Here is a 17305-nt window from a genome sequence, read left to right on the forward strand (position 1 = left end):
AGCGGCTCGCCGCCTACCTCGTCGCCGCCGAAGGCGCCAGGATCGACACCGACGCGGTGCGCCGCGAGATCTCCGGCACGCTCCCGGAGTACATGATCCCGTCCGCCTTCGTCGTCCTGGACGAGATCCCGCTCACCGTCAACGGCAAGGTCGACCGACGCGCCCTGCCCGCCCCGCAGTTCGGAAACGAAGCCACCGGGCGCGCACCGCGCACCGCAAAGGAAGAAGTCCTCTGCGGCCTCTTCGCGGAGATTCTGGGCCTGCCCTCGGTCACCATCGACGACCACTTCTTCAACCTCGGCGGGCACTCGCTCCTCGCCACCCGGCTCGTCGGCCGGATCCGCACCGTACTCGGGGTCGAACTCACCGTCGCGACCCTCTTCGAAAACCCGATCGTGGCCACGCTCGTCGAGAAGCTCGACGGCGCCGCGGCCGCACGGCCCAGACTTCGGCCGATGCGCCGGATGGGAGTGACCAAGTGATTCCCCTGTCATTCGCCCAGCAGCGGCTGTGGTTCATCGCCCAGATGGAAGGGCCGTCGACCACCTACAACATCCCGCTCGCCGTGCGCCTCAACGGCGAACTCGACCGCCCGGCCCTCCAGTCGGCACTTCTGGACCTGGTCGGCAGACACGAGAGCCTGCGCACCCTCTTCCCCGACCAGGACGGCACCCCGTATCAGCACATCCTCGCCGAGGAGAACGTGGAGCTCCCGCTCCGGGTCGTCCCGGCCGACGCCGCGACGTTGCCGGCCGTGCTCGCCGAGGAGTCCGCCCAGGTCTTCCACCTCGCGGTGGACCTGCCGATCCGGGCCCGGCTGATAGCCCTCGGCGAGCAGGAGCATGTCCTGCTCATCGTGATGCACCACATCGTGTCGGACGGCGGCTCGACGGCGCCGCTGCTCCAGGACCTCGCCACCGCCTATGAGGCACGAGCCAGGGGCGCCGCCCCCGCGTGGGAGCCGCTCCCGGTCCAGTACGCCGACTACACCCTCTGGCAGCAGGAACTGCTCGGCGAGGGCGACGACCCGGACAGCGCCGGGGCGCGGCAACTGGACTTCTGGCGCAAGACGTTGACGGAGCTGCCGGAGGAGGCCACGCTTCCGGCCGACCGTCCACGCCCGGCCTCCGCCTCGTACACCGGCGCCACCTGCGACGTCCACCTGCCCGCCGAGACCCACATCGGCCTGACCCACCTCGCGCGGGAATCCGGCGCCACCCTGTTCATGGCGGTCCAGGCCGCCGTGGCGACCGCCCTGTCCCGCTCCGGCGCCGGCTCCGACATCCCGATCGGCTCCCCGGTGTCGGGCCGCATCGACGAGGCGCTCGACGGCCTGGTCGGCTTCTTCGTCAACACCCTGGTACTGCGCACCGACCTGAGCGGTGACCCGAGCTTCCGCGACCTGCTCTCCCGGGTACGCAGGACGGACCTGGCGGCCTGGGACAACCAGGACCTGCCCTTCGACCGGCTGGTAGAGGTGCTGAACCCCGAGCGCTCGGCCTCTCGCCACCCGCTCTTCCAGGTGATGCTCACCATGGGCGAGGCCGGGTCCGACGTCATCGGGTTCCCGGGGCTCGACGCCCGCACCGAGTACAGCGCCCTGCAGATCGCCAAGTTCGACCTGACGTTCGGCTTCGCCGAGCACCGCACCCGCGACGGCCGTCCGGACGGTCTGGACATCACCATCGAGTACGCCACCGACCTCTACGACGCCCGGACGATCGACGCCCTCATGGCCAGGCTGAACCGGCTGCTGGAAGCCGTGGTCACCTCGCCCGACACCCCGCTGTCCGTCCTCGACCTGCTCGGTGAACACGAGCGGCGACTGCTCCTGGAGGAGCGGAGCGGCACCGCCACCGGCACCTGCGACATTAGCCTGGCGGAACTGTTCGCCGCGCAGGCCGCCCGGACCCCGGACGCGACAGCGCTGGTGGACGAGGACCGCGCTCTGACGTTCGCCGAACTCGACGAGGTCACCAACCGGCTGGCCCACCACCTCATCAACGCCGGAGTCGGGCGGCACGACGTGGTCGCCGTCCTCATGGAGCGCTCGACCGACCTGCTCACCGCGCTGCTCGCCGTGGTCAAGGCCGGTGCCGTGTACGCCCCGCTGAACACCACCGACCCCGACAGCCGCCTCGTCCAGATCCTGTCCGACACCCGGGCACCGGTCGTCCTCACCGACCAGGCCCTCTCGGACCACCAGGTCGTTCTGGACGCCGACGCGCGGGTCATCGTGCTGGGCGACGCCACCGACCTGGCCGGGCTGCCCGCCACCGCCCCCACCCGGTCCATCCACCCCGACCAGCCGGTGTACGCGATGTTCACCTCGGGTTCGACGGGGGTGCCGAAGGGCGTCGCGGTCACCCACCGCAACGTCGCGGACCTGGCCGCGCAGACCATGTACGCCAACGGCAACCACCGGCGCGTGCTGTTCCACTCGCCGGCCGCCTTCGACGCGTCGACGTACGAGATCTGGGTGCCGTGGCTGAACGGCGGCACCGTCGTGGTGGCACCGCGCGGCCATCTCGCCCCCGCCGACTACCGACGGCTGCTCACCGAGCACCGGGTCACCGCCCTTTGGATGACCGCGGGTCTCTTCCGCGTCATGGCGGAGGAGGCGCCCGGGGCGTTCGCCGGGGTCCAAGAGGTGTGGGCCGGAGGAGACGTCGTCCCGCCCGAGGCGGTGCGCCGCGTCATGGACCACTGCCCGGACACCACAGTCGTCAACGGTTACGGACCGACCGAGACCACCACCTTCGCGACCACCCACCGCATCCACCGGCCGCTCGACTACGCGGGCGCCATCCCGATCGGTGCACCGCTCGACAACCACCGGCTCCACGTACTCGACGCCGCACTGCGGCTGGTTCCGCCGGGTGCCCCCGGTGAGCTGTACATCGCCGGCGCCGGGCTGGCGCAGGGCTATCTCAACCGCGCCTCGCTGACCGCCGACCGCTTCGTGGCCGACCCGTACGGCCCGGCCGGCACCCGGATGTACCGGACGGGTGACCTGGTCCGGTGGAACCTCGAAGGTTCCCTCGAATACCTGGGCCGTGCCGACCAGCAGGTCAAACTCCGCGGCTTCCGCATCGAACTCGGTGAGATCGAGAGCGCGTTGACCGGCCGGGAGGCGGTGGGGCAGGCGACCGTCGTGGTCCGCGAGGACCGGCCCGGTGACAAGCGGCTCGCCGCCTACCTCGTCGCCGCCGAAGGCGCCAGGATCGACACCGACGCGGTGCACCGCGAGATCTCCGGCGCACTGCCCGAGTACATGGTCCCGTCCGCCTTCGTCGTACTGGACGAGATCCCGCTCACGACCAACGGCAAGGTCGACCGTCGCGCCCTGCCCGCACCCCAGCAACTCGCCGACACCGGCGGCCGTGCGCCCCGCACGCCCGCCGAGGAAGTACTGTGCGGCCTCTTCGCGGCCGTGCTCGGACTGCCGTCGGTCACCACCGACGACCACTTCTTCCGGCGCGGCGGGCACTCCCTGCTCGCCACCCGCCTCATCAGCCGCATCCGGGCGGTGTGGGAAACCGAGATCACCATCCGGGACCTGTTCCAGTACGCCACGGTCGCGCAGCTGGCCGAGCGGATCGCGGCCGAGGGCAGTGGGGAACGGCGGCCGGCGCTGACGGCCGAGGAGCGGCCGGAGATCGTCCCGCTGTCGTCCGCGCAGCAGCGGCTCTGGTTCCTCGACCAGATGGAGGGCCCGTCCGCCACCTACAACATCCCCCTCGCCCTGCGCCTCAAGGGCCCCCTCGACCACCAGGCGCTCCAGCTCTCCCTCACCGACGTAACCACCCGCCACGAAGGCCTGCGCACCGTCTTCCCCACCCATGAGGGCACCCCTCACCAGCACATCCTGCCCCCGACCACCACCGAACTGCCCCTGGTCGCCACCACCGAGGAGGAACTCACCGGGCGGTTGGCCGACCTGGCCGGCCAGACCTTCGACCTGGCATCCGAACTCCCCGTCCGGGCCCAGCTGCTGAGGCTCGGCGCCGAGGACCACGTCCTCATGCTGGTGATCCACCACATCGCCTCCGACGGCTGGTCCAACGGCCCCCTCTTCCGCGACCTGGCCACCGCCTACGCCGCCCGCACCGAGGGCACCGCCCCCGCGTGGGAGCCGCTGCCGGTCCAGTACGCCGACTACTCCCTCTGGCAGCAGCGAATCCTGGAGCGGGACGAGGACCGCCAGCTCGACCACTGGCGCGGGGTGCTGGCCGACCTGCCGGAGGAAGCCACCCTGCCCGCCGACCACGCCCGCCCCGCCGTCGCCTCCAACCGGGGCCGCACACACGCCGTGCACTGCCCCGCCCAACTGCACACCGCCCTGATGTCGCTGGCCCAGGACACCGGGACCACCCTGTTCATGGTGGCCCAGGCGGCCGTGGCGACCCTGCTGTCCCGCTCCGGCGCCGGGCACGACATCCCACTCGGCTCACCCGTCGCCGGCCGCACCGACCAGAAGCTCGACGACCTCGTCGGCTTCTTCGTCAACACCCTCGTCCTGCGCACCGACACCAGCGGCGACCCGAGCTTCCGCGAACTGCTCACCCGCGTCAGGGAGACCGACCTCGCCGCCTGGAGCCACCAGGACCTGCCGTTCGACCGGCTGGTCGAAGCCCTCAACCCCGAGCGCACCACCGCCCGGCACCCCCTCTTCCAGGTCATGCTCACCGTCGGCGACACCAGCGACGAAGCGCCCCGGCTCGCCGGGCTGGAGAGCGAGTTCGCCATCCCGCCGGTCTCCGTCGCGAAGTTCGACCTCACCTTCGCGTTCGCCGAGAACCGCGCCGCCGACGGCCGGCCCGACGGCCTCGACATCATGATCGAGTACACCACCGACCTGTACGACGCACGCACCGTCGAGGCCGCCGCGGACCGCCTGGTACGGCTCCTCACCGGAGCGGTCGCCACCCCCGATCTGCCCCTCGCGGAGCTGGAGATGGTGTCCGGGCCGGAGCGGGCGCGGCTGCGGGAGTGGAGCGGCGCCCGGACCTCGGCGCCCGGACTCGGGCTCGACGCGTTGTTCACGGCGCAGGCCGCCCGCAGCCCGCACCAGGTGGCGCTGATCCACGAGGAACAGCAGGTGACGTACGAGGAGCTGGACATCTGGTCCAACCGGCTGGCCCGCCACCTGACCGCCCGCGGCGTCACCCCGGGCAGTATCGTCGCCATCCACCTGGAGCGGTCCCCGCAGCTCATCGCCGCACTGCTCGCCGCCCTGAAGGCCGGGGCCGGATACACCCTGCTCGACCCGCAGTTCCCGGCCGACCGGCTGAACACCGTACTCGGGCAGACCGGCCCGGCGGCGCTGGTCACCCAGGCCCACCTGACCGCCCTGACGACCACGGCCACCCTGATCGACCTCACCGCGGAGATACCCGCGATCACCACCCTGCCGGGCACACCCGTGGAGACGGGCGGGCACCCGGAGTCCATCGCCTGCGTGATGTTCACCTCCGGATCGACCGGCGTCCCCAAGGGCGTCGCGGCCTCGCACCGGGCGCTGGCCGCCACGTTCATCGGCCCCGACTACCTGGACTTCGGCCCCGGGCAGACCTGTCTGCAGAGCTCGCCGGTGTCCTGGGACGCCTTCGCCCTGGAGGTCTTCGGACCGCTCCTGCACGGCGGCGTCTGCGTCCTCCAGCCCGGCCAGCACACCGACCCGCACCAGATCGCGGAGCTGGTGGAGCGGCACGCCATCACCACCCTGCAGATGTCGGCGAGCCTGTTCAACCACATGCTCGACGAGCACCCGGCGGTCTTCTCCCGGATCAAGGAGGCCATGACCGCCGGTGAGGCGGCCTCGCCCGCCCACACCGCCAAGGCACTGGCCGACCACCCCCACCTCCACCTCGTCAACGGCTACGGACCGGCCGAGAGCATGGGCTTCACCACCACCCACACCCTCACCGGACCGGCGCCCGCCATCCCGATCGGACGGCCGATCGCCGGCAAGCACGCCTACGTCCTGGACGAGAACCTCCGGATGCTGCCACCGGGCGTCCCCGGCGAGCTCTACGTGGCCGGACACGGCCTCGCCCATGGCTACATCGGACAGCCCGCACTGAGCGCCGAACGGTTCGTCGCCGACCCCCACGGCGCCCCCGGCTCGCGGATGTACCGGACCGGCGACCTGGCCCGCTGGAGCCAGGACGGCGCGCTGGAGTATTTCGGCCGGGCCGACCAGCAGATCAAGCTGCGGGGATTCCGCATCGAGCCGGGTGAGATCGAATCGGCGCTGCTGCGGCACTCCACCCTCGCCCAGGTGACGGTGCTGATCCGCGAGGACCGGCCCGGCGACAAACGGCTGGTGGCGTACGTGGTGCCCACCGAAGGCAGTCGGCCGGACCTTCCCGAGCTGCGCCGGCACGCGGTCGCGGCCCTGCCCGAGTACATGGTTCCGGCCACGTTCGTGCCGCTGGAGGCGCTGCCCCTGACGGTCAACGGCAAGCTCGACCGCCGGGCACTGCCCGAACCGCCGCAGGCCGACACCGCCGGTGGCCGTGAGCCCCGCACCCCGGCGGAGGAAGTGCTCTGCGGTCTCTTCGCGGACGTGCTGGGGCTGACCTCGGTCACCATCGACGACCACTTCTTCCAACTGGGCGGCCACTCGCTGCTCGCGACCCGGCTGATCGGCCGGATCCGCTCCATCTGGGACACCCGCGTCACCATCCGGGACCTGTTCCAGTACCCGACCCCCGTACTGCTCGCAGAACACATCGCCACGAACACGGGCGGCGACCCGATGGAGACGCTGCTGCCGATCCGGGCCGCGTCCGCCACCGACACAGGGGCCCCGCTGTTCTGCGTCCACGCGGTCTCCGGGATGAGCTGGTCGTACGCCGGACTGCTCCGGCACATCGGCGGTCGGCGGCCGCTGATCGGGCTGCAGGCGAAGGAGTTGACCAGTCCGTCGGACCGGCCGGCCGGCATCGAGGAGATGGCGGACGGCTACGTGGCCGAGATCCGCTCGGTCCAGCCGCACGGCCCGTACCACCTGATCGGCTGGTCGTTCGGCGGACTGGTCGCCCACGCGATCGCGGCCGGACTGGAGGCGCAGGGCGAGGAGGTGGCCCTGCTGGCGCTGCTCGACTCCTATCCGCTGCCCGACGGATTCCGGCCACCCGCCATCACCGGGCGGGAGGTGCTGACCGCCCTGCTCGGCGGCCGCGGCGCCGAAATCGACGTACGCTGCGCCGACACCGCCCCGGACGCCGGGGAGCTGGCCGCCGTGCTGCGCGCCGAGGACGCGATCCTGGGCGCCCTGGACCCGGACCAGGCCGCGGCGGTCGTGACCGCCACGGCGGGCAATCTGGAGATGCGCTACCGGTACGTGCCCCGGCGGCGGTTCGGCGGCGACGCGGTGTTCTTCAACGCCGCCCGCACCCCCGCCGCGGCCGACGGCGCCGACGCCTGGGCACCCCATGTCACGGGCCGGGTCGAGGAGCACGACATCGACTGCGAGCACTGGGACATGACCACGGCCGAGCCACTGCGCGAGATCGGAAAGGTGCTGGCCGAGGAGTTGCGAGGAGCGCGCCACTGACTCAGAGCCACACCCGGGTGCCCGGGTCCGCCACGCCGGCGGACCCGGGCACCTTCGCGTGCGCAGCCGCCCCCGGGCCTCCAATTGCCCGCGGGCTGCCGCTCATGCCGCCGGGCGGCAGGTTCCGGCCTGCATAGCGTGAAGCCATCCGCAGGCCACGGCTCCCGGCGACAGAAAGTCAAGGAAATGGTTGATCATTCCGGCTGGCGTGTCGGGTTAGCTTCAGCCCCCGTCCACCACGGCGAGATCCTGCAAGGCGTGTTCACCGGCGACGGCGGGCTCACCCGAGGTCTCGTCACACTTCCCTGCACCATTCACGCGACCCGCGCGACCTTCATCCCCGCTCCCGGCGCCGAGGTCACCGTGACGCCGGACTGGAAGGGCAAGGCCCGGCGCGCGGCGGAACTCGCGGTACGCGCCGTGACGCCGCCGGGCGCCGAACTGCCGGGCGGTCACCTCGACCTCACCGGCGACGTACCGCTGTGCCGGGGCTTCGGCTCCTCCACGAGCGATGTGCTCGCGGCCATCTGGGCGGTGAAGGACGCCTTCGTCAGCCCGCTGCCGCCGCAGGACGTCGCCCGGATCGCGGTCCGCGCGGAGACCGCCTCCGACTCCCTCATGTTCGAGGAATCCACCGTCCTGTTCGCCCAGCGCGAGGGCACGGTCATCGAGGACTTCGGCTACCGGATGCCGGCCCTGCGGGTCCTCGGCTTCGGCTCACGCCCCGAGAGCGGCGGGCGGGGCGTGGACACACTGACCCTCTCGCCGGCCCGCTACGGGCAGGACGAGATCGACCTCTTCACCCGGCTGCAGGCCATGCTCCGGGAGGCCATCCAGATGAAGGACGTGGCCCTGCTCGGCTCCGTGGCCACGGCCAGCACGGAGATCAACCAGCGTCATCTGCCGATCCCGGACCTCGACCGCATCCGGGACATCGCGCGGACCACCGGGGCCGTCGGCGTACAGGCGGCACACAGCGGGGACATCGCCGGCCTCCTCTTCGACCGGGACGACCCCGAGGTCGAGGCGCGGACCGGCCTGGCCCAGGACCTCCTGCAAGAGCTCGGAATTCACGAGCAGTGGAACTACACAACGGGTGACTGACATGACGACGACGACCCTCCCCAAGGCTCACTCCTCGATCGTGGAGGCGACGGAGCTGCCACGCATCATCAAGGTGACGGACAACCTCTACGCGGCGGCCTTCAGCCTGATGAAGCTGCTGCCCGCCCGCTACATACTCGACCGCGCCGAGGCCGCCGGCCTGATCTCCCCGGGCACCCGGATCATCGAGACCTCCTCCGGCACCTTCGCCCTGGGTCTGGCCATGGTCTGCCGCCTGCGCGGCTACCCGCTGACCATCGTCGGCGACTCGGCGATCGACCGGGACCTGCGCACCCGGCTCGAAATGCTCGGCACGACGGTGGAGATCGTCGAGCACACCGGCCAGCCCGGCGGCATCCAGGGCGCCAGGCTCGCCCGCGTGGCCGAGCTGCGCCGGCAGCACCCGGACGCCTTCGTCCCCGGCCAGTACGACAACCCCGACAACCCGGGCGCGTACGGCATCGTCGCCGACCTGATCGGCAACACCGTCGGCACCGTGGACTGCCTGGTCGGCCCGGTCGGTTCGGGCGGCTCCACCGGTGGACTCGCCGCCGCGCTGCGCCAGACCGGCCCCGCACTGCATCTGGTCGGCGTCGACACCCAGGGCAGCATCATCTTCGGCAGCCCGGACGGACCCCGCATGCTGCGCGGGCTCGGCAGCAGCATCCACCCCGGCAACGTCAAGCACGCCGCGTACGACGAGGTCCACTGGGTCACGGCCCCCGAGGCCTTCCACGCCACCCACGAGCTCTACCGCGCACACGGCCTGTTCATGGGCCCGACCAGCGGCGCCTCCTTCCAGGTGGCGTCGTGGTGGGCCGAGCAGAACCCGGCGAGCACCGTCGTGATGGTGCTCCCCGACGAGGGCTACCGCTACCAGTCCACCGTCTACAACGACAACTGGCTGCGCGGGCAGGGGATCGTCCCCGCCCCTGCCACCGGCGGCCCGCTCACCGTCGAGCACCCGCTGGACGCCACCGCCGCCTGGTCCAGGCTGCTGTGGGCCCGCCGCGGCTTCGACGACGTGGTGATGCCGGGGGTCGGCTCATGAGCGAGCGCCTGCTGCTCCTGGTGGAGAGCAACACCACCGGTACGGGACGGCTGTTCGCCAGGCGCGCGGCCGAGCTGGGTGTGGTGCCCGTGCTGCTGTGCGCGGACCCGGACCGCTACCCGTACGCCGCCGAGGACCGGCTGCGGACCGTCGTCGTGGACACCTGTGACGAGACCGCGCTGTGGGCGGCCGTCCGTGCTTTGGAGGACGGCGCCACCATCGCGGGCGTCCTGACCAGCTCCGAGTACTACGTGCCGACCGCCGCCGCCCTCGCGTACCGGCTCGGACTGCCCGGCCCCTCGGCCGAAGCCGTCCGTGCCTGCCGCGACAAGGCCGAACAGCGCCGGATGCTCACCGACGCGGGCGTCGGATCGCCGGACTTCGCCGTCGTCGGCGAGGTCGCCGAGGCACTCGCCGCGGCCCGCTCCATCGGACTGCCCGTGGTGGTCAAACCGGTGCAGGGGTCGGGGAGTCTGGGCGTACGGCTCTGCACCGACCTCGACCAGGTCGCCGAGCACGCCGCGACGCTGCTCGCCGCCACCGTCAACGAACGGGGCATCGCCGCACCGAGCCGGATCCTGGTCGAGGAGTACCTGACCGGCCCGGAGTACTCCGTCGAGGTGTTCGCCACCGACGCCGTCGTCACCGTCGCCAAGCACGTCGGCGCGCTGCCGGTCTTCGTCGAGATCGGCCACGACGTGCCGGCCGCCCTGCCCGGCGAACAGGAGATCGCCCTGCGCGAGTCCGCGGTACGCGCCGTGCGGGCGCTCGGCCTCGGCTGGGGAGCCGCCCATGTGGAGCTCCGTCTGACCGGACCCCGGACCGCCCAGGTCATCGAGGTCAATCCCAGGCTGGCCGGCGGAATGATCCCCGAACTGGTCCGCAGGGCCTGCGGGATCGACCTGGTCCGCGCCCAGGTGCTGGCCGCCCTCGGCACCGTTCCCGAGCTGGAACGCACCGGATACGCCCGCGCCTCGATCCGCTTCCTCACCGCGGAACAGGACGGCATCGTCGCCCGTTCCGCCGCTCTGGCCGAAGCCGCGGCAAGGGCCCGCACGGTCCCGGGCGCCGTCGAGGCGGTGCTCTACCGGGCCCCGGGCGAACCCGTCGGTCCCGCCGAGGACTTCCGGGGCCGCGTCGGCCACGCCATCGCCGTCGCCGACCGCTCGGTACGGGCGGCCGAGGCCGCAGACCGGGCCGTGGCGCTGCTCGGCGAGGCCGTGACCTACGCGGACCTGCACACACAGGAGGCATTCGCATGACCGCAGCGACGGCACACGGCGTCGACACCGGCCGGCTCAAGGCCGCGCTCGACGCCGAGGCGCACCGCATCGTCTACGACCAGTACCTGCCGGACACCGCGGACGGGCTCGGCGAGGAGCTGCGCTGCATCAGCGAGGTCGACCGCGCCCACCTGATCATGCTCACCGAGCGCGGAATCGTGGATGCCGACCGGGCCGCCGCCCTGCTGCGCGCCGTCGAGGAACTGCGCGGACAGGACTTCGCACCGGTCAGGGCCACCCCGATGCCGCGCGGCGTCTACCTGGCGTACGAGGGCCACCTCATCGGGAAGCTGGGCGAGGTGACCGGCGGCATCCTGCACACCGGCCGGTCCCGCAACGACCTCAACGCCACCACCACCCGGCTGAAGACACGCGGCCCCTACCTGGCCCTGCTCGACGCGGTCGACCGGCTGGCCGGGGTGCTCCTGGCGAAGGCCGAGGAGTACCGCGACGTGATCATGCCGGCCTACACCCACGGCCAGCCGGCCGTGCCGATCAGCTACGGCCACTACCTCGCCGGAGTCGCCGGCGCGGTGCTGCGCGCGTACGAGTCGCTGCTGGACGCCGGACGCCAGATCGACGTCAACCCGCTGGGCGCCGGCGCGATCGGCGGGACGTCCGTCCCCATCGATCCCGGGCGCACCGCACAACTGCTCGGCTTCGGCTCCGCCGCCCCCAACTCCGTCGACGCGGTGGCCTCCCGGGACTTCGTGCTGGACCTGCTGTCCGCCTCCGCCGTACTCGGTGTCGCGCTGGCCCGCGCCGGGCGGGACCTGAGCACCTGGACCTCGGAGGAGTTCGGGCTGCTGAGGGTGGGCGACACTCTCGTCGGATCCAGCTCGATGATGCCGCAGAAGCGCAACCCGTTCCTGCTCGAACACATCCAGGGCAGGTCCACCGCGAGCCTCGGCGCCTTCGTCGGCGCGGCGTCCGCGATGACCACCGGCGGCTACACCAACGCCATCGCCGTCGGCACCGAGGCCGTACGGCACCTCTGGCCCGGACTGAGCAGCACCACCGACGCGGTGACGCTGCTGAGCCTGGTGGTGGCGGGCACCGAACCGGAACGCGAACGCATGACGGAGCGGGCCGTGGACGGCTTCACCTCGGCCACGTACCTGGCGGAACGGCTCGTCCTGGACGGGACACCGTTCCGGGCCGCGCACCACCTGGTCGGAGAGACCGTGCTCGGCGCCCTGGAATCCGGCCGTTCGCTGGTGGACGCGGCCCGCTTCGCCGCCGTCGACGACGGCGGGCTGGCCCCCGACCGGGTGGCCGCGGCGTGCGCCCACGGCGGCGGACCCGGCTCCACGGCCGACGGGATCCGCGCCCTGAACGCCCGACGGGACGCCCTCAGGGCCGAGTCGGCCGAGCGGCGCACCCGCTGGTCCGACGCAGGCGCGCTGCTCTCACGGGCCGTGGCCGAGGCGGTGGCATCGTGTCTGCCCGCCTGACCGAACGGGCACCGGGCAAGGAGCACCGGCCGCCGCCGCGCGGCGGACTGCGCCGCCACCATGACTTCCGGCTGCTGTGGCTCGGCGAGACGACCAACCGCGTCGGCATCAACATCACCGGGGTCGCCATGCCCCTGGTGGCCGTGGTGACGCTCGACGCGAGCACGCTCTGGGTGAGCGCGCTTGCGGCCGCCCCCTGGCTGCCCTGGCTGCTCATCGGCCTGCCTGCCGGTGCCTGGGTCGACCGGATGCGACGCCGGCCGATCATGCTGATCTGCAACGTGGTCCCGCTGGTGCTGCTCGCCAGTGTTCCGGTGGCGGGCTGGCTCGGGGTCCTGACGATGACCCAACTGCTGGCCGTGGCACTGATCAACGGCTTCGCCGCGGTGTTCTTCGGGATCTCGTACAAGGTCTACCTGCCCTCCATCGTCGTACCCGAGGACCTCCAGGAGGCCAACGCCAAGCTTCAGGGCAGCGAGTCGGTGGCCCAGGTCGCGGGGCTGGGCGGCGGTGGCCTGCTAGCCCAGGCCTTCGGCGCCGCCTCCGGGCTCCTCGTCAACTCGGCGACGTTCCTCGTCTCCGGGCTGTGCCTGCTCGGCATCCGGAGCAAGGAACCGCTCCCGGAGAAACCCGAGCGGCACCGGGCCCTGCGACAGGACATCAAGGAGGGCCTGCACTACACCTTCAAGGACCCCTACCTGCGCGTCCTCACCCTGTACGGCACCGCCACCAACCTGCTGCTGACGGCCGAGGCGGCGATCCTGCCGGTCTTCATCATCCGTGAGCTCGGGGTGCCCGAAGGTGCGACCGGCTGGCTCCTCGCGTCGAGCAGCATCGGCGGGATCCTCGGAGCCACCACCGCGAAACGCCTGATCGCACGGTTCGGATCGGCCCGCGGACTGCTGGTCGCCACCATCGCCAGCGCCCCGTTCGCCCTGCTCATCCCGCTGACACGGATGGACTGGACCCTGTCCGCACTGGTGGTCGGGAGCGCGGTCCTCTCGCTCGGCGTCGTACTCGCCAACGTGATCCAGGGGGCGTTCCGCCAGCGCTACTGTCCGCCCCAGCTGCTCGGCCGCGTCTCCGCCAGTGTCTCGGTCGCGAACTTCGGCGCCATTCCCTTCGGTTCACTGCTCGGCGGGATCCTCGGCACCGCCCTCGGTCTGCGGCCCACCCTGTGGCTGCTCACCGCGGGACTCGCCCTGACACCGCTGCTCCTCCTGATCGGGCCGCTGCGCCGAAGGCGGGACCTCCCGGTCGCGCCGGCCACGCCGTGAGACCCGACTCGCCTGTCACTCTCGTACGAACAGGAGAGACCCCGTGGAACAAACCCTGCCGTGGGTCGTCCGTGAGCTGCCACCCCCTGGCTCGCTCGACCTCTGGCTCCTGAGGGTCTCGGATGTCCCCCTCGGCATCCTGGACGAACAGGTACTCGACGCGACCGAGCGTCAACGTGCCGCCACCCTCATGCACGCCGCCGACCGGAGCCGGTTCACGGCCGCGCATGTCGCCCTTCGCCGGCTGCTCGGCTCGTACCTGAGCCTGCGCCCCGAGGACGTCCACCTCGGCCGGGACACCTGCCCCTGCTGCGGCGGACCGCACGGCCGGCCCACCGTGCTCGACGCCGACGACCGGCTGTTCTTCTCGCTGTCCCACCGCGGCGACCTCGCCGTCGTCGGAACCGCGGCGGCCCCCATCGGGGTCGATGTGGAACTGGTGCCGGACGAGGACGGCACCGCCGACCTCGCGGCGATGCTGCACGTGGACGAGCAGGCCGAACTGGCGGCGCTGAGCCCGCCGGCCCGGCCCCGGGCCCTGGCCCGGCTGTGGACCCGGAAGGAGGCCTACCTCAAGGGTCTCGGCACGGGCCTGGGACGCGACCCCGCGCTCGACTACGTCGGCTCGGGGCGCCCCGAAGGGCCGTACCCGCCGTCCGGCTGGACCCTGCTCGACGTACCGGTGGACCGGGGCTACGCGGCGGCGGTGGCGGTACGCGGCGAGCTGACCGTGGAAGGACCGCTCGTCCGCAGGCTCGCCGGCCTCGATCTCGTACGGCACGACTGCGACGCCCTCCAGACAGCGAGAACCCCGCCCTGACCACCCATCGAGTCCGCCGGGTGCACCGTTTCGGTGATCACCCGGCGGCGGGCACGCACCACCCGGCCGCTCCCGCCGCGGCTGCCGATCACCGATACGTCCTCGCCAACACTCCTACGGACTTTTGGAACTGACGATGTCAAACGCTGTGCAGCAGGCCCCCGCGGCCCTCCTCCCGCAAGGGCTGCCCCGTACCACCGGGCAGCCCGACACCGGCGCCGAGCACGTGACGGGCGCCCAGTCCCTCATCCGCTCGCTCGAAGAGGCCGGCGCGGAAACCGTGTTCGGCATTCCCGGCGGATCGATCCTGCCCGCCTACGACCCGATGATGGACTCGACCCGGGTCCGTCATGTGCTGGTCCGCCACGAGCAGGGCGCCGGACACGCGGCCACCGGCTACGCACAGGCCACCGGCAAGGTGGCGGTCTGCATGGCGACCTCGGGACCGGGCGCCACCAACCTGGTCACCCCGATCGCGGACGCGCACATGGACTCGGTGCCGCTGGTCGCCATCACCGGCCAGGTCTCCTCCGCGGCGATCGGCACGGACGCCTTCCAGGAGGCGGACATCGTCGGCATCACCATGCCGATCACCAAGCACAACTTCCTGGTCACGAACGCCGACGACATCCCGCGCACGGTCGCCGAGGCCTTCCGCATCGCCGCGACCGGCCGCCCCGGACCGGTGCTCATCGACATCACCAAGGACGCTCTCCAGGCGACCACCACCTTCCGCTGGCCGGCCAGGACGGACCTGCCCGGCTACCGCCCGGTCACCAAGCCGCACGCCAAGCAGATCCGCGAGGCCGCCCGCCTCATCAGCACGTCGAGCCGCCCGGTCCTCTACGTCGGCGGCGGGGTGCTCAAGGCACGGGCCACGGCCGAACTGCGCACCCTGGCCGAACTGACCGGGGCCCCCGTGGTCACCACCCTGATGGCGCTGGGCGCCTTCCCCGGCAGCCACCCGCAGCACGTGGGGATGCCGGGCATGCACGGGGACGTCGCAGCGGTCGCCGCACTCCAGAAGGCCGACCTGATCGTCGCCCTCGGGGCCCGCTTCGACGACCGCGTAACCGGCAGGCTGGACGGCTTCGCCCCGCACGCCAAGGTCGTCCACGCAGACATCGACCCCGCCGAGATCTCCAAGAACCGTCTCGCCGACGTGCCGATCGTCGGCGACGCCCGCGAGGTCCTGCTCGCCCTGGTCCAGGCCGTCAGGGCCGAGCACACCGAGGGCCGTGCCGGCGACTACGACGCCTGGTGGCGGGAGCTGAACCACTGGCGGGCCACCTACCGGCGCGGCTACGAACTGCCTGCCGACCTGGGACTCCTCTCCCCACAGCAGGTCATCGAACGGATCGGCCAACTGGCCCCGGAAGGAACGCTGTTCGCCTCCGGTGTGGGGCAGCACCAGATGTGGGCGGCGCAGTTCCTCCCGCACGAGGAACCGGGCACCTGGTTCAACTCGGGCGGCGCCGGAACGATGGGGTACGCGGTCCCGGCCGCGATGGGTGCCAAGGCCGGCATGCCCGACCGCACCGTCTGGGCGATCGACGGCGACGGCTGCTTCCAGATGACCAACCAGGAACTCGTCACCTGCGCGCTCAACAACATCCCGATCAAGGTCGCGATCATCAACAACGGCGCGCTCGGGATGGTCCGCCAGTGGCAGAACCTGTTCTACGGTGCGCGGTTCTCCAACACCGTGCTGCACGACGGCGCCACCAACGCCACCACCGGATCGACCCGCGGAGTGGGATCCGCCACCCATCACGGCACCCGGGTCCCGGACTTCGTACAGCTCTCCGAGGCGATGGGCTGTGTGGGCCTGCGCTGCGAGAACCCCTACGAGCTCGACGCGATCATCGACAAGGCCAACGCGATCAACGACCGCCCCGTCGTGGTGGACTTCATCGTCCACGAGGACGCGATGGTGTGGCCGATGGTCCCTGCCGGCACCTCCAACGACGACATCATGGCCGCACGCGACGTACGCCCCGACTTCGGCGACTACGCGGACGACTGAGAGGACCCTCTGACATGTCCCAGCACACGCTCTCCGTCCTGGTCGAGGACACGCCCGGCATCCTCGCCCGTGTCGCCGCCCTGTTCTCGCGCCGCGGCTTCAACATCGACTCGCTCGCGGTCGGCACCACCGAACACCCCGAGCTGTCCCGCATCACCATCGTCGTCAGGGTCGACCACGAACTGGCCCTGGAGCAGGTGACCAAGCAGCTCAACAAGCTGGTCAACGTCCTCAAGATCGTCGAGCTGGAGGCGGACTGTGCCGTCCAGCGCGAACTGGTCCTGGTGAAGGTGAGCGCCGGCCACGGCACCCGGTCCCAGATCATCCAGATCGCCGAACTGTTCCGCGCGAGAACCGTCGACGTCTCGCCCGACGCCGTCACCCTCGAAGCGACCGGCTCCGGCGACAAGCTCGACGCGATGCTCCGGATGCTCGCCACCTTCGGCATCAAGGAGCTCGTCCAGTCCGGCGCGATCGCGATCGGCCGCGGCTCCCGCGCCCTGGCCGACCGCTCCGCCCGCGAGGCCCGTCCGATCCGCCTGACCCCGGCCGCCACCGAGGCGCAGAGCGCATAGCCCGTGTCCGTCAAGTCCTGTCCGAACACCCTCACGTTCCAGCAATCAAGGAGAATCCCAGTGGCCGAGCTGTTCTACGACGACGATGCCGACCTGTCCATCATCCAGGGCCGTAAGGTCGCGGTCATCGGCTATGGCAGCCAGGGTCACG

General features: G+C 71.7%; 10 protein-coding genes. All 10 read left to right on the plus strand.

Annotated elements, in window-relative coordinates:
- Nucleotides 1-482: phosphopantetheine-binding protein (locus tag ACIRJP_RS39715; RefSeq protein ID WP_404185641.1), on the plus strand; the 482-nt coding region annotated here is incomplete at its 5' end.
- Nucleotides 479-7564 carry an amino acid adenylation domain-containing protein gene (locus ACIRJP_RS39720; RefSeq protein ID WP_404185644.1) on the plus strand — a complete coding sequence of 2362 codons (7086 nt, stop codon included), beginning with the start codon at nt 479-481 and terminating at the stop codon, nt 7562-7564. The genes ACIRJP_RS39715 and ACIRJP_RS39720, both read left to right, overlap by 4 nt.
- Nucleotides 7565-7750: 186 nt before the next feature.
- On the plus strand, nt 7751-8668 hold the full coding sequence (locus tag ACIRJP_RS39725) for a kinase (protein WP_404185647.1): 918 nt from the start codon (nt 7751-7753) through the stop codon (nt 8666-8668).
- A gap of 1 nt (nt 8669) precedes the next feature.
- Nucleotides 8670-9719, plus strand: coding sequence for a PLP-dependent cysteine synthase family protein (locus tag ACIRJP_RS39730; RefSeq protein ID WP_404185650.1), 1050 nt, complete (start codon nt 8670-8672; stop codon nt 9717-9719).
- Nucleotides 9716-10981, plus strand: a complete 1266-nt coding sequence (locus ACIRJP_RS39735) for an ATP-grasp domain-containing protein (protein ID WP_404185653.1) — start codon at nt 9716-9718, stop codon at nt 10979-10981. The genes ACIRJP_RS39730 and ACIRJP_RS39735 overlap by 4 nt, the downstream gene beginning before the upstream one ends.
- Nucleotides 10978-12456 (plus strand): argininosuccinate lyase, encoded by a 1479-nt coding sequence (gene argH / locus ACIRJP_RS39740; RefSeq protein WP_404185656.1) that lies wholly within the window; start codon nt 10978-10980, stop codon nt 12454-12456. The genes ACIRJP_RS39735 and argH overlap by 4 nt, the downstream gene beginning before the upstream one ends.
- Nucleotides 12441-13733, plus strand: a complete 1293-nt coding sequence (locus ACIRJP_RS39745) for an MFS transporter (protein WP_404185659.1) — start codon at nt 12441-12443, stop codon at nt 13731-13733. The genes argH and ACIRJP_RS39745 overlap by 16 nt, the downstream gene beginning before the upstream one ends.
- Before the next feature lie 43 nt (nt 13734-13776).
- Nucleotides 13777-14553: a 4'-phosphopantetheinyl transferase family protein gene (locus ACIRJP_RS39750; RefSeq protein WP_404185662.1), complete on the plus strand. Its 777-nt coding sequence runs from the start codon at nt 13777-13779 to the stop codon at nt 14551-14553.
- Between the two features lie 136 nt (nt 14554-14689).
- On the plus strand, nt 14690-16579 hold the full coding sequence (locus ACIRJP_RS39755; RefSeq protein WP_404185665.1) for an acetolactate synthase large subunit: 1890 nt from the start codon (nt 14690-14692) through the stop codon (nt 16577-16579).
- A gap of 14 nt (nt 16580-16593) precedes the next feature.
- Nucleotides 16594-17154 carry an acetolactate synthase small subunit gene (ilvN, locus tag ACIRJP_RS39760; protein ID WP_404185668.1) on the plus strand — a complete coding sequence of 187 codons (561 nt, stop codon included), beginning with the start codon at nt 16594-16596 and terminating at the stop codon, nt 17152-17154.
- The last annotated feature ends 151 nt before the right edge of the window (nt 17155-17305 follow it).

The sequence above is a fragment of the Streptomyces sp. NPDC102437 genome (genome assembly GCF_044765565.1).
GTDB lineage: Bacteria > Actinomycetota > Actinomycetes > Streptomycetales > Streptomycetaceae > Streptomyces.